Source organism: Thermotoga sp. 38H-to, from assembly GCF_011057665.1.
In the GTDB taxonomy this organism is placed as follows: domain Bacteria; phylum Thermotogota; class Thermotogae; order Thermotogales; family Thermotogaceae; genus Thermotoga.
Genome location: NZ_LNFZ01000002.1, coordinates 26,027 through 49,694, shown reverse-complemented (window position 1 = coordinate 49,694; position 23,668 = coordinate 26,027). Strand labels below are relative to the sequence as shown.

The 23,668-nt window shown below is 45.7% G+C and carries 25 protein-coding genes; 10 read left to right on the top strand and 15 right to left on the bottom strand.

Going from position 1 to position 23,668, the window contains the following annotated elements; genetic code table 11:
* The first annotated feature begins 50 nt into the window (after positions 1-50).
* Genes rplI through trxB form a run of 7 tightly spaced genes read left to right on the top strand, consistent with a single transcriptional unit; the run spans position 51 to position 4,839 of the window.
* Positions 51-500 (top strand): 50S ribosomal protein L9, encoded by a 450-nt coding sequence (gene rplI / locus AS158_RS04260; RefSeq protein WP_165304548.1) that lies wholly within the window; start codon positions 51-53, stop codon positions 498-500.
* A complete protein-coding gene (gene rnz / locus AS158_RS04255) occupies positions 497-1,339 on the top strand; it encodes a ribonuclease Z (protein ID WP_165304547.1) in 843 nt (280 codons plus the stop codon). The genes rplI and rnz overlap by 4 nt, the downstream gene beginning before the upstream one ends.
* A 12-nt stretch (positions 1,340-1,351) precedes the next feature.
* On the top strand, positions 1,352-1,774 hold the full coding sequence (locus AS158_RS04250) for an NfeD family protein (protein WP_165304546.1): 423 nt from the start codon (positions 1,352-1,354) through the stop codon (positions 1,772-1,774).
* Positions 1,775-1,787: 13 nt separating this feature from the next.
* Complete coding sequence (locus AS158_RS04245) at positions 1,788-2,705, top strand: SPFH domain-containing protein (RefSeq protein ID WP_038053941.1); 918 nt, start codon at positions 1,788-1,790, stop codon at positions 2,703-2,705.
* Positions 2,702-3,184, top strand: a complete 483-nt coding sequence (locus AS158_RS04240; RefSeq protein WP_038053939.1) for a hypothetical protein — start codon at positions 2,702-2,704, stop codon at positions 3,182-3,184. The genes AS158_RS04245 and AS158_RS04240 overlap by 4 nt, the downstream gene beginning before the upstream one ends.
* Positions 3,185-3,213: 29 nt before the next feature.
* Positions 3,214-3,879 (top strand): thioredoxin family protein, encoded by a 666-nt coding sequence (locus tag AS158_RS04235; RefSeq protein ID WP_165304545.1) that lies wholly within the window; start codon positions 3,214-3,216, stop codon positions 3,877-3,879.
* 6 nt (positions 3,880-3,885) lie between these two features.
* Entirely contained in the window at positions 3,886-4,839 is a 954-nt protein-coding gene (trxB, locus tag AS158_RS04230; RefSeq protein WP_038053935.1) for a thioredoxin-disulfide reductase, read from the top strand.
* Here the strand turns inward: trxB and AS158_RS04225 are convergent.
* The 3 genes from AS158_RS04225 to rsmH all read right to left on the bottom strand — a co-directional run bounded on the left by AS158_RS04225 (position 4,830) and on the right by rsmH (position 7,743).
* Positions 4,830-6,578, bottom strand: a complete 1,749-nt coding sequence (locus AS158_RS04225; RefSeq protein ID WP_165304544.1) for a penicillin-binding transpeptidase domain-containing protein — start codon at positions 6,576-6,578, stop codon at positions 4,830-4,832. The two genes, trxB and AS158_RS04225, sit on opposite strands and share 10 nt — an antisense overlap.
* 9 nt (positions 6,579-6,587) lie before the next feature.
* A complete protein-coding gene (locus AS158_RS04220) occupies positions 6,588-6,758 on the bottom strand; it encodes a hypothetical protein (RefSeq protein WP_241241269.1) in 171 nt (56 codons plus the stop codon).
* 85 nt (positions 6,759-6,843) lie between these two features.
* Positions 6,844-7,743: a 16S rRNA (cytosine(1402)-N(4))-methyltransferase RsmH gene (gene rsmH / locus AS158_RS04215; protein ID WP_038053922.1), complete on the bottom strand. Its 900-nt coding sequence runs from the start codon at positions 7,741-7,743 to the stop codon at positions 6,844-6,846.
* Between the two features lie 254 nt (positions 7,744-7,997).
* Here rsmH and AS158_RS04210 point away from each other — a divergent pair, with 254 nt between their 5' ends.
* Positions 7,998-10,376, top strand: coding sequence for an ATP-dependent Clp protease ATP-binding subunit (locus tag AS158_RS04210; protein WP_165304542.1), 2,379 nt, complete (start codon positions 7,998-8,000; stop codon positions 10,374-10,376).
* A gap of 6 nt (positions 10,377-10,382) precedes the next feature.
* On the opposite strand, the gene tsaB is transcribed toward AS158_RS04210, so the two are convergent.
* From tsaB to AS158_RS04165, 9 genes are all read right to left on the bottom strand, one after another.
* Positions 10,383-11,003 (bottom strand): tRNA (adenosine(37)-N6)-threonylcarbamoyltransferase complex dimerization subunit type 1 TsaB, encoded by a 621-nt coding sequence (gene tsaB / locus AS158_RS04205; protein ID WP_165304541.1) that lies wholly within the window; start codon positions 11,001-11,003, stop codon positions 10,383-10,385.
* 9 nt (positions 11,004-11,012) lie between these two features.
* A complete protein-coding gene (locus tag AS158_RS04200) occupies positions 11,013-11,489 on the bottom strand; it encodes a DUF3855 domain-containing protein (RefSeq protein ID WP_165304540.1) in 477 nt (158 codons plus the stop codon).
* Entirely contained in the window at positions 11,486-12,406 is a 921-nt protein-coding gene (locus AS158_RS04195; protein ID WP_038053911.1) for a cation diffusion facilitator family transporter, read from the bottom strand. The genes AS158_RS04200 and AS158_RS04195 overlap by 4 nt, the downstream gene beginning before the upstream one ends.
* A 50-nt stretch (positions 12,407-12,456) precedes the next feature.
* Positions 12,457-13,746, bottom strand: coding sequence for a phosphopyruvate hydratase (eno, locus tag AS158_RS04190; protein ID WP_038053908.1), 1,290 nt, complete (start codon positions 13,744-13,746; stop codon positions 12,457-12,459).
* A gap of 56 nt (positions 13,747-13,802) precedes the next feature.
* Positions 13,803-14,957 (bottom strand): 2-oxoacid:acceptor oxidoreductase subunit alpha, encoded by a 1,155-nt coding sequence (locus AS158_RS04185; protein WP_165304539.1) that lies wholly within the window; start codon positions 14,955-14,957, stop codon positions 13,803-13,805.
* Entirely contained in the window at positions 14,950-15,147 is a 198-nt protein-coding gene (locus AS158_RS04180) for a 4Fe-4S binding protein (protein WP_165304538.1), read from the bottom strand. Before AS158_RS04180 ends, AS158_RS04185 begins: the two co-directional genes overlap by 8 nt.
* Positions 15,148-15,158: 11 nt before the next feature.
* On the bottom strand, positions 15,159-16,283 hold the full coding sequence (locus tag AS158_RS04175; RefSeq protein WP_165304537.1) for a sodium ion-translocating decarboxylase subunit beta: 1,125 nt from the start codon (positions 16,281-16,283) through the stop codon (positions 15,159-15,161).
* A gap of 78 nt (positions 16,284-16,361) precedes the next feature.
* On the bottom strand, positions 16,362-17,276 hold the full coding sequence (metA, locus tag AS158_RS04170) for a homoserine O-succinyltransferase (protein WP_165304536.1): 915 nt from the start codon (positions 17,274-17,276) through the stop codon (positions 16,362-16,364).
* Between the two features lie 4 nt (positions 17,277-17,280).
* Positions 17,281-18,573 carry an O-acetyl-L-homoserine sulfhydrylase gene (locus AS158_RS04165; RefSeq protein WP_038053894.1) on the bottom strand — a complete coding sequence of 431 codons (1,293 nt, stop codon included), beginning with the start codon at positions 18,571-18,573 and terminating at the stop codon, positions 17,281-17,283.
* A gap of 133 nt (positions 18,574-18,706) precedes the next feature.
* On the opposite strand from AS158_RS04165, the gene AS158_RS04160 reads away from it, so the two are divergent.
* Together AS158_RS04160 and AS158_RS04155 are read left to right on the top strand one after the other, a co-directional pair.
* Positions 18,707-19,447, top strand: a complete 741-nt coding sequence (locus tag AS158_RS04160; protein ID WP_038053892.1) for a type III pantothenate kinase — start codon at positions 18,707-18,709, stop codon at positions 19,445-19,447.
* Positions 19,444-20,787 carry a radical SAM protein gene (locus tag AS158_RS04155; RefSeq protein WP_038053889.1) on the top strand — a complete coding sequence of 448 codons (1,344 nt, stop codon included), beginning with the start codon at positions 19,444-19,446 and terminating at the stop codon, positions 20,785-20,787. The genes AS158_RS04160 and AS158_RS04155 overlap by 4 nt, the downstream gene beginning before the upstream one ends.
* On the opposite strand, the gene AS158_RS04150 is transcribed toward AS158_RS04155, so the two are convergent.
* The 3 genes from AS158_RS04150 to AS158_RS04140 are packed head-to-tail and all read right to left on the bottom strand — an operon-like array spanning position 20,753 to position 23,652.
* Positions 20,753-21,310, bottom strand: coding sequence for a pyruvate kinase alpha/beta domain-containing protein (locus AS158_RS04150; RefSeq protein WP_038053887.1), 558 nt, complete (start codon positions 21,308-21,310; stop codon positions 20,753-20,755). The two genes, AS158_RS04155 and AS158_RS04150, sit on opposite strands and share 35 nt — an antisense overlap.
* A 3-nt stretch (positions 21,311-21,313) precedes the next feature.
* Positions 21,314-23,245, bottom strand: a complete 1,932-nt coding sequence (locus AS158_RS04145) for a transglycosylase domain-containing protein (RefSeq protein ID WP_165304535.1) — start codon at positions 23,243-23,245, stop codon at positions 21,314-21,316.
* Positions 23,242-23,652, bottom strand: a complete 411-nt coding sequence (locus AS158_RS04140) for a methylated-DNA--[protein]-cysteine S-methyltransferase (RefSeq protein WP_012895783.1) — start codon at positions 23,650-23,652, stop codon at positions 23,242-23,244. The genes AS158_RS04145 and AS158_RS04140 overlap by 4 nt, the downstream gene beginning before the upstream one ends.
* Positions 23,653-23,668 lie beyond the last annotated feature (16 nt).

Genomic DNA, 23,668 nt, shown 5'->3' with positions numbered 1-23,668 from the left:
ATCAAGCATGATAGAATAGATAAGGAAAAAATCGCAGGAGGTGATCTGTTTTGAAAGTGATACTTCTCAAGGACGTTCCAAAGATCGGGAAAAAAGGTGAGATCAAAGAAGTTTCAGATGGTTATGCAAGAAACTATCTCATACCCCGTGGCTTTGCAAAAGAATACACGGAGGGGCTTGAAAGGGCGATAAAACATGAAAAAGAAATAGAGAAAAGAAAAAAAGAACGAGAGCGAGAAGAGAGTGAAAAGATCCTCAAGGAATTGAAAAAAAGAACTCACGTCGTGAAGGTCAAAGCGGGTGAAGGTGGAAAGATATTCGGAGCTGTTACAGCTGCGACACTCGCAGAAGAGATTTCAAAAACCACCGGTTTGGAGCTCGATAAAAAGTGGTTCAAACTGGACAAACCCATAAAAGAACTGGGTGAATACTCTCTGGAAGTCAGTCTGCCAGGAGGTGTTAAGGACACGATAAAGATCAGGGTGGAGAGAGGAGAATGAACATCATAGGATTTTCGAAGGCGTTGTTTTCCACCTGGATCTATTATTCACCGGAACGCATCCTCTTCGATGCAGGAGAGGGTGTTTCCACAACTCTTGGAAGCAAGGTGTACGCCTTCAAATACGTCTTTCTCACTCATGGTCACGTGGATCACATAGCGGGATTGTGGGGAGTTGTGAACATAAGAAACAATGGTATGGGAGACAGAGAAAAGCCCCTCGATGTTTTCTATCCAGAGGGGAATAGGGCAGTGGAGGAGTACACCGAATTCATAAAGAGAGCAAACCCTGATCTCAGGTTCTCCTTCAACGTTCATCCTTTGAAGGAAGGTGAGAAAGTTTTTCTGAGAGACGCAGGGGGATTCAAGAGGTACGTTCAGCCGTTCAAAACGAAACACGTTTCTTCTGAAGTTAGTTTTGGTTATCACGTATTCGAGGTTAGAAGAAAGCTGAAGAAAGAGTTTCAGGAACTGGACAGCAAAGAAATTTCACGTCTTGTAAAAGAGAAAGGTAGAGACTTTGTCACTGAAGAATATCACAAAAAGATCCTCACCATCAGTGGAGACTCGCTGGCACTCGATCCTGAGGAGATCCGTGGAACGGAACTGCTCATCCACGAGTGTACGTTCCTGGATGCACGTGATCGAAGGTACAAGAACCACGCCGCCATAGATGAAGTGATGGAGTCTGTGAAATCAGCAGGTGTCAAAAGAATCATTCTCTACCACATTTCCACCCGCTACATAAGACAGCTCAAGTCTGTCATAAAAAGATACAGAGAGGAAATGCCTGATGTAGAGATCCTTTACATGGATCCAAGAAAGGTGTTTGAAATGTGAGGGGGCGAAATCATGGAGGCCTGGGTGTTCTGGCTTGTTCTTGGTGCGATTCTTATGGTAGCGGAGATATTCACACCCACTTTCTTCATATTCTGGTTTGGAGTGGGAGCGCTTGCCGCTTCTCTGGTGTCACTTTATCTTGGAGTATATGTTCAAATCATAGTCTTTGCAGCTGTATCTATAGTACTCGTCTTTTTCACGAGAAGGCTGGTTCAGAACTGGGAATCGCCAAGAAAAATCCATGTCGAAGAGATCGCCGGAAAAGTAGCGATCGTTATTGAAACAATAGACAACAGAAAGGGAACTGGCCTTGTGAAAATCAACGGAGATGTGTGGAGGGCGTACGTAGAAGACGACGATGAGATCATTGAGAAAGGAGAACACGTGAAGATAATGAAGGTGGAAGGTGCCCATGTGGTTGTAAAAAGAGTATGAGGGAGGTGTTTCTATGTTGATAGCTCTTGTTGTTTTGGTTTTCTTTCTGATCGTACTGGCTGCGAGTTCTGTAAGGATCGTTCGTCCGTACGAACGGGGGCTTGTGGAAAGGCTCGGGAAGTTCAAAAGAGAAGTCGGGTCTGGAGTACATTTCATAATTCCTTTCTTCGAGCGAATGATAAAGGTAGACATGAGAGAAAAAGTCATTGATGTTCCTCCACAGGAGGTCATAACAAGAGATAACGTGGTCGTAACGGTGGACGCCGTGATCTACTACGAGATCACCGACGCGTACAGGGTGGTTTACAACGTGAGCAACTTCGAGATGGCCACCATAAAACTCGCTCAGACGAACCTGAGAAACGTCATAGGTGAGCTGGAACTCGATCAAACACTCACATCCAGGGAAAGAATAAACATGAAGCTTCGAACCGTTCTCGACGAAGCAACGGACAAGTGGGGTGTGAGGATCACCCGAGTTGAAATTAAAAAGATAGATCCACCTCAGGATATCACCGATGCTATGAGCAAGCAAATGAAAGCAGAGAGAACAAAAAGAGCGGCTATACTGGAAGCGGAGGGTTACAAACAGGCGGAAATATTGAAAGCAGAAGGTGAGAAAAACGCGGCTATTTTGAGAGCAGAGGGTGAAGCGGAAGCCATAAAGAGAGTCGCAGAAGCGAACATGCAAAAACTCATTCTCGAAGCACGTGGACAGGCCGAGGCAATAAAGCTCGTTTTCAATGCAATACACGAAGGAAATCCGACCAAGGATCTTCTCACCGTCAGGTACCTTGAGACGCTGAAGGAAATGGCTAACGGTCAGGCGACAAAGATATTCCTCCCATTTGAAGCGAGTTCCATACTCGCAAGCCTGGGAGCTATATCTGAAATTTTCAAAAAGGAAGAAAACAAGAGGGATGAGAAATGATCTGGTTCCTTGAAGGGTTGTCCTTTTCTGTTGTTGGATTCTTTGTATCTGTCTTCTTTTCCTACCTCTATCTGAAGAGAAGAGAAAAAATTGATCTGAGCGCCCTCAAAATATTCAACGAGTTCACCACCCTCGGTCTCATTTACCTGTTTTCCTGGATTTTGAATTCTCTCTTTTTCTATCTGATAGTGGTCGTTCTTGCGGTGCTCTTTTTTCTTGGAGAGTCTGTTCATTTTCTGATGAGTATAAATGAACAGTACCGCATCATGTTCCTCTCCTTTGGATACAACGACAGAGAATTCAGCCTCTATCAGATCAGAAAGAAACTGTTCAAGTCCTTTGGAAGACCGGCTTTGAAGTTTTTTGGTCTGTACATCGTCTTTTCAAGTGCAGATTTAAAGAATCCTTTCGTGATTTCAATCTTGCTTGTTCTTGGTGTAACAATAGGTTTACTGAACGGAGTAGACAAACTCGACTAATTTGGTAGAATTATATCGGAGGTGAAAAAATGGGTATTTTGTCGGACAAGGACATCGCTTATCTCAAGGATCTTTTTGGGAAAGAGCTCAAAAGAAAGGTGAAGATCGTCTTCTTCAAGACGGAAGACAAAGCGCGCTGTCAGTACTGCGAAATCACAGAACAGGTCCTGGAGGAACTCGTCTCTGTCGATCCAAGACTTGAACTTGAAATCCGTGATTTCGACAGCGACAAGGAAGCGGTGGAAAAGTACCAGGTGGAAATGGTTCCCGCCACAATTCTTTTGCCCGAGGACGGTAAGGATTACGGTATCAGATTTTACGGAGTTCCCTCAGGACACGAATTTGGAACGCTCATTCAGGATATCATCGCCGTCTCTGAAGGAAAACCGCAGCTTTCTGAAGAGAGCATTCAGAAACTCCAGAGTCTCGAGGAACCGATAAGGATCAGTGTGTTTGTAACACCAACGTGTCCTTACTGCCCCAGGGCGGTTCTCATGGCTCACAACATGGCTATGGCCAGCGACAAGATAATCGGAGAGATGATAGAAGCGAACGAATACTGGGAGCTGAGTGAGGAATTCGGAGTCTCTTCTGTTCCCCACATTGTTGTGAACAGGGATCCGTCGAAATTCTTCGTAGGGGCTTATCCCGAGAAAGAATTCATAAACGAGGTGTTGAGGCTCGCAAAGGGGTGAGAAGAAGTGGTTTTCTTTGATACTGGATCCATAAGAAAGAAAGAGATAAAAGACAAATACGACATAGTCGTTGTGGGTGGAGGACCCGCGGGTCTCACGTCTGCCATCTACGCCAGAAGGGCAGGACTTTCTGTTCTGGTCGTTGAAAAAGCGATCGAAGGAGGATACGTGAACCTCACTCATCTGGTTGAGAACTACCCGGGATTCCCTGCCATCTCCGGAGAAGAACTCGCTTCGAAGTTCAAAGAACACGCCGAGAAATTCGGCGCAGACATATACAACGCCGAAGTCGTTAAACTGGAAATCCAGGGAGACAAAAAAGTGGTCGAACTGGATAATGGTAAAAGAATAGAAGCTCCCGTAGTGATCGTTGCAACCGGTGCGAATCCGAAGAGATTGAATGTACCCGGTGAAAAGGAGTTCTTTGGGAAAGGCGTGTCGTACTGCGCAACCTGTGATGGATATCTGTTTGCGGGAAAGGACATAATCGTAGTGGGTGGAGGAGACAGCGCGTGCGACGAATCGATTTTCCTTGCCAACATAGTGAACAAGATCACCATGATCCAGCTTCTTGAAACGCTCACGGCTGCGAAGGTTCTTCAGGAAAGGGTCTTGAGCAATCCAAAGATAGAAGTCATTTATAACTCCACCGTGAAGGAAATCAGAGGAAAAGACAAGGTTGAAGAAGTCGTTATAGAGAACGTGAAAACGGGAGAAAAGAAGGTATTGAAAGCAGATGGAGTGTTCATCTTCATAGGGCTCGATCCAAACTCGAAACTGCTTAAAGGTCTGGCAGAACTGGATCCCTACGGTTACATCGTAACGGATGAGAACATGGAAACTTCCGTGAAGGGGATATACGCGGTCGGTGATGTGAGAAAGAAAAACCTCAGACAGATAGTCACAGCTGTTGCAGACGGTGCCATTGCTGTTGAACACGCCGCAAAACATTACTTCTGATCGCTCAAAAACAGAATCACAGGTCCTTCAAAAGGATGATTGGGTGGGGGTGTTTGTTCAGACACCTTCCACCCTTTTCCTTTTATCTCCACGTCCTTCACTCCGAGGGATTCCAGAACAAGCAAAGCGTCTCTAACTGGGAGTCCAGTTAGATCTGGCATCAAGCCTTCTACAGCCTCTATCCTTCCATCTTCTTTCTTTGTGAAAATCTCTACGATCTCTCTGAACACTGGAGCAGCGACCTCTCCTCCGTAGAAAGCCCCTGAGGGGCTGTCCAGATGAACCAGTATCGTGTACTTCGGATCTTCAGCGGGGAAAAAACCCACGAAAAGTGAGTGATAAATATTCCTGTATTCTCCACCGATCGCCTTCTGGGCGGTTCCCGTTTTACCAGCGATCGATACTTCTTTCACCTGAGCGAGTTTTCCTGTTCCTTCTTTTACAACCTGAGCCATTGCCTGTCTTATCACGTCTGTTGTTTCTTTTGAAAAAACTCTTCTTTTTTCCACCTGGGAATCTTTCAAAATGGTAGGTTTCACCCAGTATCCATCGTTCGCAAAGATATTGAGAGATGAAATCAACTGTACAGGAGTGACACCGATACCTTGCCCAATCGAAATTTCAGCCGGATCTATGAGAGACCATTTTTTCGCTTCTCTCAGAACACCAGCGATTTCCCCCTCCATTTCGATACCGGTTTTTTCCCCAAAGCCTACCTTCTGAAGCCACTCATAGAATCCATCAACACCGATTTTTTCCATGATAAGCTCTCCTACCTTAACACTCATCACGTTGCACGATTTTACGATTCCCATGGAGAAATCCACCAGGCCATGCTTTTCTATGTCTCTTATGACTACAGGAAGTTGCTCTACTGGTTTTATTGAACCTTCGCATTCAACGGTGAAATCTGGTGAAGCAGAATGTGTCTCGAGAGCGATCGCGTACACCAGAGGTTTTATCGTCGAACCTGGCTCTATGTATCCGCCGATCAAATCGTTCCAGTTTCTGGTGGTCACCATTGATAGTATCCTGCCAGTTTTCGATTCCATCACAATCACATGACCCGCTTCCGCGGAGTATTCTTCCACGGCCTTCGAGATGATATCGTAGACGCGCCTTTGAAGGTCAAGATCCAGAGACAACCAGACGTCTTTCCCATTTTCAGGGAGGGAGTAATTCATAAGAGTGGGGGAGAGACGGGCTCCTCTGTAGCGAAGTTCTAAAAAACCCTTTCTTTTTCCTCGCAGCTGATCATTGAAAAAACTTTCGATTCCTCCCTTTCCAGTTCCATCTATCACCGTTCCAAGCAAAACTCCTGTAGCGTAATCCTGAATTTTTTTTCTGGTGTATACCAGCTCTATGTTGACAAAGGGAAGCAACTCTGATTCTATCTTCTTCAACACGTCAACTTTATCTTCCCCCTCTGTGAGTTTGAAAAATCTATAATTCACCACTTCTTCTGTCGACTTCGTGATGCCGCAGTTTTGCAGGGTCTTCTCGAGTGCTTTTATGTCTCCATTTTGCTTTTTAAAAAATTCGACATCAAGGTAAGCAACGTATTTCGGTAAATCATGAGCTAATTTCCTTCCCCTGATGTCCAGGATATTTCCTCTCCGGGGAGGGATAGAAATAAACCAGTTTGTTCTTTCTGTTAAAGGAAGGAAGAACAAATTCACAAAGGAAACTATCAAAAATATCGCAAAGATTGCAAGAAGTAGCCACAACCTTTTTTCCATCTATCACTCTCACTCCGAGGGATTCAGGAGATCGAAATAGGAAGAGATGTGATAGAACTCTTCTTCGAGTGCCTGGTAGGTTCTCTCCAACTCTTTGATCTCGATTTCGAGCTTCTTGTTGTTTTGCGTGAGGTGGAAGGCCAGGACCCCTACTCTTAAGGCGGTTATCCCTACGAACAATAACACAGCAACGAGCACAATAGTGAAAATAAGTTGGTGTGAAAGAACAAGTACTCTCGTTCGCTGGTTTACCTTCGCTGGCAGATCAATCTCCTCCTTCCCCTATCCGCTCCGCTGCACGCAAGCGTCCGCTCCTGGATCTTGGATTTTCTCTTATTTCTTCTTCCGAGGGACGAACCGGTTTTTCCGTCAATATTCGTAACTTTTTGGAATTTCTGAACGTCTCTTTGACAATCCTATCCTCCAGAGAATGAAAGGAGATGACCACTATTCTGCCACCCGGATTCAGAAGATCCTCAGCTTTTTTCAGAAATTCCTTCAGATTTTCAAGTTCTCTGTTGACGTAAATTCTTATGGCCTGGAACGTTTTCGTTGCAAAATGTCTCTTACGGCGCCTGATTTCGTAGGATGGAAGCGCTTCTCTCACGGCTTTAACGAGGTCGAGGGTAGTGTTGAGCGGACGATTTTCAGCGATCTTTCGAGCGATTCTCCTTGCGAATTTCTTCTCTTCACCGTACTCAAAAATTATCCTCGCTAACTCCTCTTCCGGTAACTCATTCAAAACTTTTTGGGCTGTTAGTTCACTTTCCAGATCCATACGCATATCCAGCGGTTCTTCTCTCTCGAACGTGAAGCCACGATTCTCTCCTTTGAGCTGATAAGTAGAAACCCCAAGATCCATTAGTATTCCATCTACTTTTTCTATTCCTAAGGTTTTAAGAAGAAAATCCGCTTCTCTGTAGGAGACTTTGAACAGACTCACACGATCTGAGAATTCTTTCAACTTCTCTTCGGCGATTTGCAAAACTTCTGAGTCAACATCTAATCCTATGATTCTGCATCCCGGACAGTGTTCCAGAATCGCTTTGGAGTGTCCACCTTCACCTACCGTACAATCGAGGATGATTCTCTCATCCTCTGGTTTCAGAAACTCAATAACTTCTTTAACCATTACAGGAATGTGTCGCTGCGAATATTTCCGCATCTTATCACGCCTTCTGATCCTCGTGTGGAAACATTATAACGTATTCTTCTGGAAAAATCAAAAAAACGGTAAATAAACGAACATCATCCCGAACTACCGAATTGAAGGGATTTTTGGTCGATTCATTTTTTATATACAAGTGTGTACTAATTGAGTGGGAAAAGAAGATATCTCGTCGTTTCAAGAGATATTCACTTTTTGTTTTATCAAACGTAATTTTTGAGTGCTAATATAATGAACCGGAGGTGAGAATCATGAGAAACCTGAACGACAAGATGAAGGATATTTTCGAGAGGAGTGTTGAGGATATCAAAGAAAGAAATCAGAATCTGATCAGACCAGAACACATTCTTCTTCAGATTTTTTACGATGAAAACGAGGTCACGAAGATACTGAAAGATCTCAATGTGAACGTGGAGGAAGTGATTAATGAGCTTGAAGACTACATCGATTCCCAGTACGGTATATACTACGGATTCTCCGATCAGGTCTATGTATCGAAAGAGCTTTCTTACATCCTGGAGCTGGCGAGAAAAGAAGCCAGGCTCTTCAAGCAGAAGGATATAGGTCCTCTTCACTTCCTTCTGGGACTGCTGAGGGACGGTTCCACGTATGCCGCTCGTGTTCTGAAAAAGTACGGTATTGACTACGAAAAGGTGCTTCAAACGATTAAGGAGCACGAAGAAGAATACGCGGCTGAGCAGTCGCCGCTCATGGCTTTTGCAACCGATCTCACAAAATTGGCGAGAGAAGGAAAAATAGGTCCTATCATAGGAAGGGACAAAGAAATCGAGCGTGTGATCGAGATTCTCATGAGAAAAACCAAGAACAACCCAATTCTCATCGGTGATCCGGGTGTTGGAAAAACCGCTATTGTGGAAGGTCTCGCGCAGAGAATCGTCGAAAGGAAAGTCCCTGATTCTCTGAAAGATGTGCGTATACTGATGGTGGATCTTGGAAGGATGATAGCGGGAACCAAATACAGGGGAGAGTTTGAAGAAAGGTTGAAATCATTCCTCGATGAAGTGATGAAACAGAAAGAAAAAACAATTCTCTTCATCGATGAGATACACACCCTGGTTGGTGCTGGCGCAGCCGAAGGAGCGATGGACGCTGCCAACATGTTGAAACCAGCCCTCGCTCGCGGAGAAATACGCGTCATAGGTGCGACCACGCTGGATGAGTACAGGAAACACATAGAAAAAGACAAAGCGCTCGCGAGAAGATTTCAGCCGGTAATGGTGAAAGAACCGAGTGTGGAGGAAACCATAGAGATCTTGAAAGGGCTGAAAAAAGTCTACGAGGAACACCACAAGGTGAAGATAGAAGACGAAGCGATAGAGGCAGCTGCCAAGCTCTCAGCAAGGTACATAACGGACAGATTCTTGCCGGACAAAGCGATTGACCTGCTGGATGAAGCGGCAGCGAGAGTAAGACTCAGTGCTACAAAACAGGAAAAGGATGAAACGAAGCTTCGCGAACTCGAGAAAAAAATAAAAGAGATTGAGGCGAAAATCGATGAGCTCACTATAAGATCTCAGTACAGAGAAGCGGCCGATCTCAAAAAAGAATTCTTCAGACTCAAGAGCGAGTACGAAGCTTTGAAGAGTGGAAAACCGGTTGTCACAGCGGAGAAGATAGCAGAAGTGGTTGAATCCTGGTCGGGTGTTCCAGTTTCCAGAATCGTTGAATCTGAAAAAGAAAAGCTTCTGAAGCTCGAAGAGATAATCCATCAGAGGCTTGTGGACCAGGAGGAGGCGGTTGAGGTAGTGGCCGATGCCATCAGAAAGGCAAGGGCTGGGATAAAAGATCCTAACAGGCCGGTCGGTACTTTCCTCTTCCTTGGACCAACGGGTGTTGGTAAGACTGAGCTCGCAAAGACACTCGCTGAAGTGCTCTTTGGAAGCGAAAACGCACTGATACGAATCGATATGACCGAATACATGGAAAAGCATGCTGTCTCCAAACTGATAGGAGCACCTCCGGGATACGTTGGTTATGAGGAAGGTGGTCAGCTGACCGAAGCCGTAAGGAGGAGACCGTACAGTGTCATACTGCTCGATGAGATTGAAAAAGCACATCCGGATGTGTTCAACATACTGCTTCAGATAATGGACGATGGAAGACTCACAGACAGCAAAGGAAACGTTGTTGATTTCAAGAACACGATCATTATAATGACGAGTAACATAGCGAGCGATCTGATACTGAACTACGTTAAAGAAGGAAAGAGTTTTGATGAAATTGAAGAAAGAGTTAGAGAAGAGCTGAAACACTACTTCAGGCCCGAGTTCATAAACAGGATAGACCACGTGGTTGTCTTCAAACCACTCACAAAAGAACACATGAAGCAGATCGTGGAAATAATGATCAAAAGACTTGAAGCGCGGTTGAAGGACAAGAACATAAAACTCACGATCACCGAAACGGCGAAAGAATACCTCGCGGAAAGGGGATACGATCCAACGTTCGGTGCAAGACCGCTGAGGCGACTGATAGAAAGAGAAATCGAAACACCACTCGCAAGAATGATCATATCAGGTGAAGTGCAGGAAGGTCAGACGGTGAGAGTGGATTACGAGGGTGAAAAACTGATCCTCGAAGTTGCCAGAGAACTCGAGAAGGTTCAGTAAGGGGCGTCAGCCCCTTTTCTTTTTTTCCCAGTTCAATTCCGCTATGGATTTCTGAAGATACAAAGGTTCGATTTCGTAGTAGTGAATGGTCTTTTTCTCTTTGAAAAGTTTCTCGCTCTCTTCAACCAGCACAACAGGTGAGATGAGAATATCGTCCTTCAGGACTATTTTTGGAGAAAACTCATTTGTGAGCTCTTTCAGCTCCTCATCAGAGACCACACCCGGTTCTCTCAACGGATTGAGTTCTTCGCCTTTCAGATAAACTGCACAATAGTGGTAACCTTTTCTCGCTCTTCTGGCAACGAGTACAACACCATCGATTGGACAGCTCTTTGCAGCCATTTCGAAAGAGTTCAGAGGAGCCACAGGTATATCGTATGGAGACACGAGCCCTACTACGGTGGCGATTCCCACCCTGAGGCCCGTCAATCCTCCAGGACCAATTCCCACTCCCACAACATCGAGATCCTTCACTTTGAGCCCCATTTCGTCTAACAGCTTCTCCAAAATAACAGGAAGAATCTCTGCGTGTTTTTTCTCGCCGGTGTACGAAATTTCAAAGAGGTCTTCTCCTTTTTTCAACCCAACTCTTATCTTCTGGGAAGAGTCGAGTGCCAGAACGTTCATTCTCTCACCTCAGAACAGATTATCTATTTCTTGGACAGAAAACGCGTATTCTTCAGGATTCCATCCTTTCGATTCAAGAAAGTACCTCATGAACTCTTTCACCACTTCATTCCTGCTTTTCTCCTTCACCGAAAAATATGGGACATAAATTGTGTACCAGTTTTTCTCCGATAGTATTCTCATATCACCATAAGAATCGAGGTAGTCGACTTCCTCAACAAAGACGTTTTTCAGGTCTGCCCATTCTCCGAGCGGGAGATCGACGGCGTTTTCTTCTGGTGTGAGAGCCTTTATGACGAAACTTGGTACTTCTTCTCCTTCTTCCAGGACGTTGATCTTGAGAAAAATTCTTCCAATCAGCTCAGAATTCACCGGCTCGAGGCTCACACCTGTTTCATTGAAGATCTCTTTCATTCTTTTTTCGAGAACACCGAATTCTTTTCCTTTTTTGTAGTAGAGTATTTCGAGACTGTCCATCAATCTCATTTTTCCTCTCCTTTCTTTAACCCGAATCCTTCTTCTTCCACATTTCCCAGCGGTTCAACGTGTATTGTTACATCTTCTATATCATCTCTCCTTCTCATCATTTCTTTCCTTATTTTCACGGTCAATTCGTGCGCGTCTTTCACCGACATCTTTCCGTCTACTTCGATATCCATTTCTATGAAGTACTTTGTTCCCACCCTTCTTATTCTCATCCTGTGGGGGTTGTGCACGTTTGGAAAACGCTCGAGGACGACAAAGATATCATCGTACATGTCTAACTCGGTTCTTTTCATACCATCCATGAGTTCGTAAGCTGCTTCGTAGAATACAGAAAAGGAAGTTCTCAGAATCAGAATGGAAACGAAAATCGCGAGCAGACTGTCCAACCACCACCATCCGAAGGTTTTCATCGCAAACATACCGGCCAGAACAGTTCCTGAGATCATTATGTCGTTTCTCATGTTCAAAGCATCACTGATTGTAGCTAGGCTGTTCAGACGTCTCCCAAGGGACAGTTTGTATAAAAAAAGAAAAGTTTTGCCTGCAACGGAAATTCCAACAACAATAAAGGCTGTCAGAGTGAGTTCCAAAGAAAACTCCTGTTCCACAAGCCTTTTTACTGATTCAACAAGAAGAGAGGCTCCTGCGTAAAACATAACGAAGGAAATGATCTTTGAAGCGATCGTTTCTGCCCTTTCATGGCCGTAGGGATGCGTCTCATCAGGTGGTTTTCCTGAGATTCTGGATGAGAGGAGTATGACAAAAGATGTGAATATGTCGGTGGACGTGTCTATTCCGTCTGCGAGTATCGCATAGCTTCCCGTGAGCAGTCCCACCAAAATCTTCAAGGCGGCAAGCACGGCATTTCCAAATATTCCAATCCATGCTCCTTTTTTTATCTCTTCATGCCTTTCCAATCTGAAACCACCTCAACTAAATGAAGGCCCACCGAAGTGGGCCTTCGGTGTTATCTATTTATGGAGTAGAAAGATTTCAAACCTCTGAATTCCGCCGCTTTTCCGAGTTCTTCCTCGATTCTCAAAAGCTGGTTGTACTTGGCTATCCTTTCACTTCTGGAAAGGGATCCCGTCTTGATGAAACCAGCGTTCGTTGCCACAGCGAGGTCCGCGATGAACGTGTCTTCACTCTCTCCAGATCTGTGGGAAATGATGGCTGTCATGTTGTTCTTCTGTGCCATCTCCACCGCGTCGAGAGTTTCCGTGACTGTGCCTATTTGATTGAGTTTGATGAGTATGGAGTTGGTCGCTTTGAGCTCTATTCCCTTGGAGAGTCTTTTCACGTTGGTCACGTAAAGGTCATCTCCAACGATCTGAACCTTGTTTCCTACTCTCTTTGTAAATTCCACAAATGCATCCCAGTCTTCTTCTGCGAACGGATCTTCAATTGATATGATGGGGTACTTTGCTACCAGTTCTTCGTAGTATCCCATGAGAACTTCGCTGGATTTTTCTTCACCATCGACGAAGTAAACACCTTTTTCTTCATCGTAGAAGGAAGACGCCGCACAGTCGAGGGCTATGAAGACTTCTTCCCCGGCTTTGTAGCCTGCCTTCTCTATGGCTTCAATCAGAACCTTTATGGCTTCTTCATTGGAAGACAGATTGGGGGCGAATCCACCCTCGTCTCCGACCGCTGTCACATGGCCAGCTTCGTGGAGTATCTTTTTCAACGTGTGGAATATTTCAGCTCCTGCCCTCAGAGCTTCTCTGAAGCTGTCAAATCCGACGGGAACAATCATGAATTCCTGAAGGTCAAGATTGTTGTCTGCGTGCTGTCCACCGTTGATCACGTTCATCAGAGGCACCGGTAGAACCTTTGCGTTGACTCCTCCAAGGTATTTGTAGAGAGGCAACCCAAGATAATTCGCCGCTGCTCTGGCAACCGCCATAGAAACGGCGAGTATAGCGTTGGCACCCAGTTTAGATTTGTTTTCAGTGCCGTCCAGTTCTATCAGTGTCTTGTCAACGAGTGGCTGATCGAATGCGTTCATTCCGATCAGCGCGGGAGCTATGGTTTCGTTCACGTTCTCTACTGCTTTCAGAACACCTTTCCCGAGATATCTCTTCTTGTCTTTGTCTCTGATTTCCAGGGCCTCGAATTTTCCAGTGGAGGCACCTGAGGGTACAATGGCTCTCCCAACAGTACCGTCTTCAAGAACGACTTCCGCTTCAACGGTGGGATTTCCTCTCGAATCCAAAACCTCTCTTGCCCTTACATCCACGATTTCCACGTACACGGTTTCCACCTCCTCGCTTTTTTTGATCCGCCAAGATTCAATTGTACCCTTTTATGTTAAATCTCTATTTGAGTTTCGGTTATAACATCCAGAATCTCTTCGGGTTTTATGAGTTCTCCGTTCACTTTGTTTATGGTTCTTATGACTTTCGATCTTCTGTCTATGGAACTGATGAGTTCTTTCGCGTATTGTCCCAGATTCATCTCGGCTATCACTATGGTGTTCACTTTTTCTGCCAGTTTCCTGAAACGTGATACAGGGGCCGGCCAGATCGTGATTGGTTTGAACAACCCCACTTTGATTCTGTCACGCCTTGCGATCTTCACTGCTTTCATAGCGCTCCTTGCAACTATTCCGTAGGCCACTACCAGGATTTCTGCGTCTTCCGTCTCGTACTCCTCATAGAGAGCTATTTCATCCGCATGGAGTCTGATTTTGTTCGTCAGCCTTCTTATCAATTTTTCTGCCACATCAGGAGAAGTGAGAGGAAAACCTGATTCGTCATGAACGAGGCCAGAGACATGAAATCTCGTTTTTCCCATCTCGGCCATGGGAAGTGGTGTGGGTTCTGCGTACTCACTTTCAGAGAAGGGTACGAAGAGATCTTCTTCTCCAAAAGAAGTATCCTTCAACCTTTCTATGATGAACAGTTCTTCATCTTTCGGTGGATAGAAACTTTCCCTCATGTGCCCAAGCATCGCCTCCATGAGAAATACGACGGGAGTTCTGTATTCTTCCGCTAAATTGAATGCGGTGATTATGTAACGATAGACCTCTGCGACAGATGAAGGATAAAGAGCGATTATGGCGTGATCTCCGTGTGTTCCCCATCTTATCTGCATGATGTCTCCCTGCGCGGGTTTCGTTGGTAGACCGGTGGATGGACCAAGTCTCATGACGTTGACAAAGACACACGGTGTTTCCGTCATGATCGCGTATCCTATAACCTCCTGCATGAGACTGAACCCAGGTCCACTTGTGGCCGTCATTGATTTCACACCGGCAAGAGATGCCCCAACAACAGCCGCCGCACTGGCTATTTCATCTTCCATTTGAACAAACACTCCACCCACTTTTGGCAGTTCTCTCGCCATCACCTCCGCTATCTCTGTGGAGGGAGTGATTGGATAGCCTGCGAAAAATCTGCATCCCGCTTTTATCGCACCTAAAGCACACGCTTCGTTCCCCTGAAGAAACATCATCTCAGGCATTCTCATCACTCACAATTTCTATGGCCATATCCGGACATATTTTCTCACATTTTAAGCATCCGATACATTTATCCTTGTTCGTCACGGGTTTTCCTGTTTCATCACTCGTGATGGCCTTAGTTGGACATATCCACGCGCACAGTTTACACGCCTTGCACCAGTCGTAATTCACCACGATTTTGTAACCCATATTCTTCCCTCTCAGCTGAGAAACATCAAAAATACTCCTGCTACAGTGGCTGAACCTATGACTCCCGCCACGTTGGGTCCCATCGCGTGCATCAGTATATAGTTACTTGGGTCCTCTTCCTGAGCGAGTTTCTGTGCAACTCTGGCAGAATCCGGTACAGCAGAAACACCAGCCGCTCCTATGAGCGGGTTTATTTTGTCTTTCAAAAACAGGTTCATGAGTTTCGCGAACAGAATCCCAGAACTCATTGACACGAGGAAAGCGACTGCCCCGAGAAAGAATATCATCAAACTCTGTGGAGTCAAGAAGACATCAGCCCTTGCCGAGGCACCAACTGACAGCATGAGAAGGATCGTCACCGTGTCGAGTATGTACCTGCTGGCGGCCTCAACGAGTCTTTTCACAATCCCCGCCTCTCTGAGGAGGTTTCCAAACATGAGGGAACCAACCAGAGGAAGCGACTTTGGAATCAGAAGAGCGGTTGCTATTGTTATCACTATCGGAAATGAAAGCCTTTCAAATCTGCTCACTTTTCTGGGTGGTTTCATCCTGATTTTTCGTTCTTCTTTGCTGACCAACATTCTGGAAACAACGGGTTGAAGTATGGGAATGAGTGCAATGTAAGAGTAAGCGGATATGGCTATGGGGGCGATCAATTCCGGGGAGAGCGTGTTCGTTATGTAAATGGCGGTTGGCCCATCTGCACCACCTATGATGGCGATGGAAGCTGCCTGTTTCAGAGAAAATCCAAGGATCTTTGCCACAAAGAAGGTGAAAAATATCCCCATCTGTGCAGCCGCACCAAGAAAGATTGTGATCGGATACGAAAGCATGAAGGAAAAATCTGTGAGGGCGCCTATTCCGAGGAAGATGAGGGGAGGATAGATTCCCAGGTCAAGGCCTTTCTTTATATAGAAGAGAAAACCACCTTCGTTCAATATTCCTGTAGTTTCAACGGGTATGTTCGCAAGAATGATTCCGAAGGCTATGGGAATCAAAAGAAGGGGTTCCGAGTGTTTCACTATAGCTACATACAGCAGAACGATGGCTACTGCGAACATGACTATGTTTCCAAATGTGAGATATGGGAATGCGGTTTGGGCGAAGAAATTTGCCAGGGGTGACAGAATCGACAATTTTCCCACTCCTTTTGTGTTCACAGAATCACAATTATTATTCTAACACGGAAAAAGAAGAACCCCGAAAGGGGTTCTTCAGTGTATGTCTTCCAGTCTGTAGGGTGTTTTCTGGTAGATACAGTAATTCAACCAATTGCTGAAGAACAGGTGAGCATGGCTCCACCAAGTGAGAATGGGAGTTTTTGTGGGATCGTCGTCTGGAAAGTAATTGGCAGGAATCGGTACCTTCAAATTTCGACCTATATCTCGATAGTATTCGTCTCTCAGTGTGTACCTGTCGTATTCGGGATGCCCCGTGACGAATATCTGTCGTTCACTTTTGTTTGCGACCACATAAATTCCCGCTTCGTCCGACTCTGCGAGGACCTCAAGCTCTGGTACTTTGTCTATGTCTTCCTTTCTCACTTCGGTGTACCGTGAGTGTGGCGCCCAGAAGAAATCATCGTGTCCCCTGAAGAGGACCGAATCTTTTGTGACTCTGTGCTTGTAAACACCTGAGAGCTTCTGCGGAAGTTCGTACTTCGGTATTCCGTAAAAATAGTACAATCCGGCCTGAGCCGCCCAGCAGATGAACATGGTCGAGTACACGTTGTGGCGGCTCCACTCCATGATTTCTGTGAGTTCTTTCCAATAATCCACTTCTTCGAACGGAAAGAGTTCCACAGGAGCGCCCGTGATGATGAATCCGTCGAATTTTCTATCTTTCACAGCGGAAAAAGTTGTGTAGAACTTCAGAATGTGTTCAATGGGAGTGTGTTTCGGTTTGTGAGTTTCGGTGTAAAGCAGTGTCACATTCACCTGAAGAGGAGTGTTTCCAAGGAGTCTGAGAAGTTGGATCTCCGTTTTTATTTTGTCTGGCATCAGGTTCAGGATGAGAATTTCAAGAGGGCGGATGTCCTGGTGGATCGCCCTCTTTTCCGTCATGACGAAGATGCCTTCTTTTGCTAAAACTTTCACCGCGGGAAGACCGCTTGGAACGTTTATTGGCAACTTTTCATCCCTCCTGAGATCTTCTGAGAGCCTGATCCAGATCAGCTATGATATCTTCCACATCTTCTATTCCAACAGACAATCTTATCATATCTGGGGTGACACCCGTTTTCAACTGTTCTTCTTCCGTGAGTTGCTGATGGGTTGTCGAAGCGGGATGAATGGCCAGAGTTCTTGCATCACCAATGTTGGCGAGGTGGGAAATGAGGGTGAGACTGTCAATGAACTTCTTTCCTGCCTCTTTTCCACCCTTCACACCGAACGTTACAATCGCACCGTAGCCCTCTTTGAGGTATTTCAGCGCATTTTCTCTGGTTTTGTTGCTTTCAACTATCGGATAGTTGACCCAGCTCACAGCGGGATGTGATTTCAGAAATTCAACGACCTTCAGCGCGTTTTCACAGTGTTTTTTCATCCTCAGGCTGAGAGTTTCAAGCCCGAGGATGAACAGGAACGCGTTGAACGGACTCATACAGCTTCCTAGGTCCCTCAGAAGCTGTGTTCTGCACTTCGCTATGTAAGCAGCTTCTTTGAACGTCTCCACATAACTCACACCGTGGTAGCTGGGATCTGGTTCCACGAGTTCTGGAAATTTTCCGTTCGTCCAGTCGAATTTTCCGCTGTCTACGATGAGACCGCCTATCGATGTTCCGTGCCCTCCTATGAACTTCGTGGCCGAATAAACAACGATGTCGGCACCGTGTTCGAACGGCCTGAAGATGTACGGTGCCACCGTGTTGTCCACTATCAGAGGAACACCGTGTCTGTGAGCGATCTCTGCTATCGCTTCGAAGTCTGGCACTGTGAGACCGGGATTCCCGATAGTTTCGAGATACACCGCTTTTGTTTTTTCGGTGATGGCTTCTTCTATGTTTTTTGGATCCGTCTCATCCACGAACTTCACGATGATGCCAGATTTTCTATAGAGAGTGTGCTTGAACAGATTGTACGTTCCCCCGTACAGCGCACTCCCACTGACGATCTCATCTCCTGGACCCGCAATGTTCAAAATGGCGTAAGTTATAGCAGCCTGCCCACTGGCGACCGCTAAGGCTCCCACTCCGTTCTCCATTGCCGCTATTCTCTCCTCGAGGACGTTCACTGTAGGATTCCCAATCCTTGTGTAGATGAACCCGGATTCTTCCAGTGCGAAGAGCCTCGCTGCGTGGTCAGAATCTCTGAAGACATAAGAAGTCGTTTGATATATGGGAACCGCTCTCGAGCCTGTAGTCTGTTCAGGTGGTTCATAACCTGCGTGAAGGGCCTTCGTGTTGTAGCCGTACTTCTTCCAGTCCACTCTCTCCACCTCCCATGATAAAATTTTCTGATGTCCTCTTCTTAGATTTAGTATTACCTTACTGATTTTTTGTGTCAATTGCTCCACGAGTGTGTAAAATATATTTTAAACCATCATAACGGAGGTGATACTTTTGTACCTCCTCGTGGATGTAGGTAACACGCATTCTGTCTTCTCTATCACCGAAGATGGTAAAACTTTCAGAAGGTGGAGGTTGTCCACCGGCGTGTTTCAGACGGAAGACGAACTCTTTTCGCACCTTCACCCGCTTCTGGGCGATGCCATGCGTGAGATAAAAGGCATCGGCGTAGCCTCCGTTGTTCCCACTCAAAACATAGTTATAGAACGCTTTTCTCAAAAGTATTTCCGCATATCACCGATATGGGTAAAGGCGAAAAACGGATGTGTGAAATGGAACGTGAAGAACCCGGGAGAGATTGGAGCAGACAGAGTGGCCAACGTTGTCGCTTTCGTCAAAGAGTACGGGAAAAGCGGAATCATCATCGACATGGGAACGGCAACCACTGTGGATCTCGTTGTGAACGGGTCTTACGAAGGAGGAGCCATTCTGCCTGGACTCTTCATGATGGTTCACTCGCTCTTTCGGGGAACGGCAAAGCTTCCGCTCGTTGAGGTGAAACCGGCAGATTTTGTTGTAGGGAAAGATACGGAAGAAAACATCAGGCTGGGTGTGGTGAACGGAAGTGTCTACGCTCTTGAGGGGATAATAGGGCGGATAAAAGAAGTTTACGGTGATCTACCGGTGGTTCTCACGGGAGGTCAGTCGAAGATCGTGAAGGAGATGATGAAACACGAGATCTTCGACGAAGACCTCACGATCAAGGGGGTGTACCACTTCTGCTTCGGAGATTGAAGGTACTCCTCGTTAATCCGTGGGTTCACGATTTCGCGGCGTACGATTTCTGGTTGAAGCCCATCGGGCTTCTTTACGTTGCGCGCGCACTGGAGTGGATGGGCTACGAGGTTCATCTCGTGGATCTCCTCAACAGACACGATCCCGTTCTTCCACGCTTCACAAAAGTGCCAGAAGACAAAAGATACGGTACTGGAAAGTTTCCAAGTCAGGTTATAGAGAAACCAGAGATGTTGAAATTTGTTCCAAGAAGATATAAAAGGTACGGAGCACCACCAGAGTTCCTCGAATGGAAACTGGGAGAAATTGGAAACGTTGATCTTGTGATGGTCACATCCACGTTGAGCTACTGGTATCCCGGAGTGTGGGAAACGATTCGCTTTTTGAAGGATCGCTACGATGTACCGATTGTCCTGGGGGGAGTTTATCCACGACTCTTTCCGGAACACGCAAAGAAGAGCGGAGCGATAGTCTATGAAAAGGGTGATCTCGTGTTTCTTCCCGGATTCTTAGAGACTCTGGGATTTTCATCGAAAGAAATTCCCGCTGACTGGTTTGAAGTCTTCGATCCCATGTACGAACTCTACAACAGGGTTGGTTACCTCGTGTTCATCACCACGCTTGGATGTCCCTTCAGGTGTTCTTACTGTGCTGTTCACAAACTCTGGAATGGATTGAGAGTGAGAACACCGGAGAGGGTGGTTGAAACTGTAGAGAAGTACCTGAACATTTTCGAAGTTGAAGATGTGGTCTTTTTCGACGACGCTATTCTGGCCTCGGGAAGGTTCAAGGATCTTCTCAAACTGATCGTAGAAAAGAGATGGTCTGTACGATTCCATCTCCCTAATGGGATACATGCACGTCTTCTGGATGAGGAAACGGCCCTCCTTTTGAAAGAAGCGAATTTCAGAACGATAAAACTGGGCTATGAAACTTCTGGAAGACTCCAGAGGGAAACGGGTGGTAAGGTTTACGATGAAGACCTCGTTCGTGCAGCCAGGATCTTGAGGAAAGCTGGTTTCACCGAAAAAGAGGTCTCAGCGTACATCATGGTGAACATGCCAGGGCAGACGAAGGAAGATGTGTTGAACGCCATCAAGGTGTGCTTGAGTGAAGGAATAGGTGTTTCCATCAACGAATACACCCCCATCCCGGGCACGAAGGACTGGCAAAAGCTCGTTGAAGAAGGCAAATTGGATCCTGATATCGATCCTGTTCTCCTGAACAACACCGTTCTTCCTTTTTGGTGGAAGCATGGAATGAGTTATGAAGAGATCCAGGAGATAAAAAATTTCGCGCAGGATCTCAGAAAATTAGAGGTTTACAGAGAATCTCTGTGATCTTCAAATCGAAAAGATTTGGGGAATTTGCAGGTTTGACGACGATTGCTGAGTCGAGACCGCTCTCCGTTCCACCGCAGGCAACAACCAGTTCGGACGTTTTGACAAGTCCCGCGTCAGCCGCCATGAGCGTTATTTCCACACCCACCTTCACACCTTCGCTGAACATCCTCAGCGTGTTCGCTATTATCTCAAGAGGATAGATTCCACCAAATTTTCTCCTCAGAGACCTTTCACCTGCGGAGAGAGCGTGTGTTGCCGTGAGAACATCGTGACCTTTTTCTTTCAATATTTTTCTCAGTTCTTCGTCGAACTCCTGGGTGTCTGGCTCTTCAAAACCTGCGTGATGGGTTACCACAATGAGTTTCATACCTTCCGGAATCATTTCGAGGGCCATTCTGGCACTGTAACCCGTAGCAGAAGCGATCAATAGCTTTTTTGAAGGAAGCTCAGAAGCTTTTTGAATAGCTATTTCAAGGGTTTTTCTTGTGTTCTCCTTTCCTGGTTTTTCGAACAGAACCATAGTTTAACCCCCTTCCATCAAAAACTTTTTCCAGATTTCAAGGGACAGTATCGGATCCACGCTGTTCAGCTTTGAGAGGAACTCAATCTGGTGAGTGTAGTTCATGAGCTGTAGAACTCCGACAAGAACGCTCACAGGGAGTTTCAATTCATTGACCAGTTCAACCAGTTTCGCATAGTCAAGATATTCCATTGTTCTTTCGTCAATGAGAAAAGTTCCTGGTTTGTCTAATTTTTTGTATCGCAGATCTCCCTCGAACTTCTCCCAGCTACTCACTATTTCTCTCCACACCGGAGCACAATCTCTTCCGCCAAGAAGGTTTTCACCGTCCTTCACCATCGCAAAAATGTACTCATCGTCTCCTCCAATGAACCAGGCGTTCTTTTCTGCCGTTCCTGTCTTTCCTGCGATTTCTTTTCCCGGAATCCTCGCCCGAACACCAGTGCCTCTCTCAACCACTTCCTTTAAAATACCCTTCAATATTTCGCTCGCTTCCTGAGGAGATCTTACAAAAGATGGGACAACAGATAGTACTTTTGGATATCCTCTGTAGATGATCTTTCTGTTTCTGTCTTCTATTCTATCGATGATGTACGGCTCCAAAACTACTCCTCCGTTGAAGATGGCGGAGTAAACCTTCAAGACCTCTTCTGGAGCAGTTTCCACAGTACCGAGGGAAGCGGTGAGATCGTCTGGATACCTGGCCCTCAACTTCAAAACTTCTGTTATAAAACTTTTTACGCTCTCTGGTTGTAAATACGAGTAAAGTAGCACAGAAGGAATGTTCCTCGAGTCAACGAGTGCTTCCTTCAAACTGACTGTTCCTTTGAAGGTTTTATCGAAGTTTTCTGGTTCCCACTCTCCGATCTTCAGAGGAAGATCCAAAAGAAGGTCGGAAGGGTTTCTTCCTTTGAGAATGGCATAGTAATAATACAACGGCTTTATCGCCGATCCTATCTGTCTCCATCCGGTTCCGTATTGAAGGCCGACTCCTCGATAAGCCACTATTTCTCCTGTTTTCACCTTTACGCCAACGAAAGCTGTCTTATCATCTTCAACCGTGGCGTACACCTTTTCCTGAAGTTCTTTGTCCAGTGTGAGATAAACCCTGTAGCCGTACCTGAGTTCGTTCAGCGAAAATCCAAGGTCCTGGGCTTCTCTCACAACTCTCCAGAAGAGTTCTTCGTCCACAGCCATCTGCTGTGTGCGAAATTCGAGTTTTGAAAGATCAGCAGAGTAGCTTTCGTATTCCTGAATGCTGATTTTTTTCTCCGTCAGCAACCTGTCCAGGACGATCTTCGCCCTCTTTCGGGAAACCTCGGGATCTTTCAAAGGATTGAAATTTTCGGGGGACTTGATCAGAGCCACGAGAACACACATTTCCGGAACCGAAAGATCTGAAAGATCCTTTCCAAAGTAAAATTGAGAGGCCGTTTGGAATCCGTATATTCCGTTCCCCATATAGACGGAGTTTATGTACATCTCAAGGATTTCATCTTTAGTCCTTGTACGTTCAAGCCAGAAGGATATGAAGATTTCTTTCAGCTTTCTGATTATGGATTTATCCATTGAAAGATAAAGCGTCCTGGCGAGTTGTTGTGTGATGGTGCTTCCTCCCTGTGAGAAACTCAGAGTTTTTATGTCCATGATAATTGCTCTCAGGAATCCCATGAGATCAAACCCCGGATGTTTGTAGAATTCTTCGTCTTCAGAGGTGAGGAGTATCTCAACGAATTCCTCTGGAATGTCGGAGAGTTCTATCCAGATATTTCTAGAAACAAGCAGTGGAGTTCCGTCGCTGTAGAACAATCTGATGGTCGGTACCAGTTTTTCCTCGGGAGGAGGAAGGTTTTTTGTGAAAAAGAAATAAAGACCCCACAGTGAAAAAAACGTTAAAATTGAAGCTATGGAGAAAGATAAAAGGAATTTCTTCATTTTCTGGCTCTCTCCAGATCGATCAGGTATCTCTTCCATTCCAGGCCGGCACTGAAGCCACCGAGTCCTTTCTTGGAAACCACCCTGTGGCATGGTATGTAGAGAGGAAGAGGGTTTTTCGAAAGAGCCTGACCCACTGCCCTGGGGGACGTTCCGAGTTTTTTCGCTATCTCACTGTAAGTTTTCGTCTCACCGTACGGGATTTTTCGAACTTCTTCCCAGACTCTTTTCTGAAAGGGTGTGCCCCTGATCTCTACCTGAAATGAAAAGTTTTTCCTCTGACCCGAAAGGTATTCTTCTATTTCACGGAGAACCTCATTTGGTCCTTCTGATTTATCCGATCCCAGAATTATTTTCACTACCCTTCCATTCTTCGTCTGAACAGAAATGTTTCCTAATACTCTCATAGAAAGCATCGCCTCC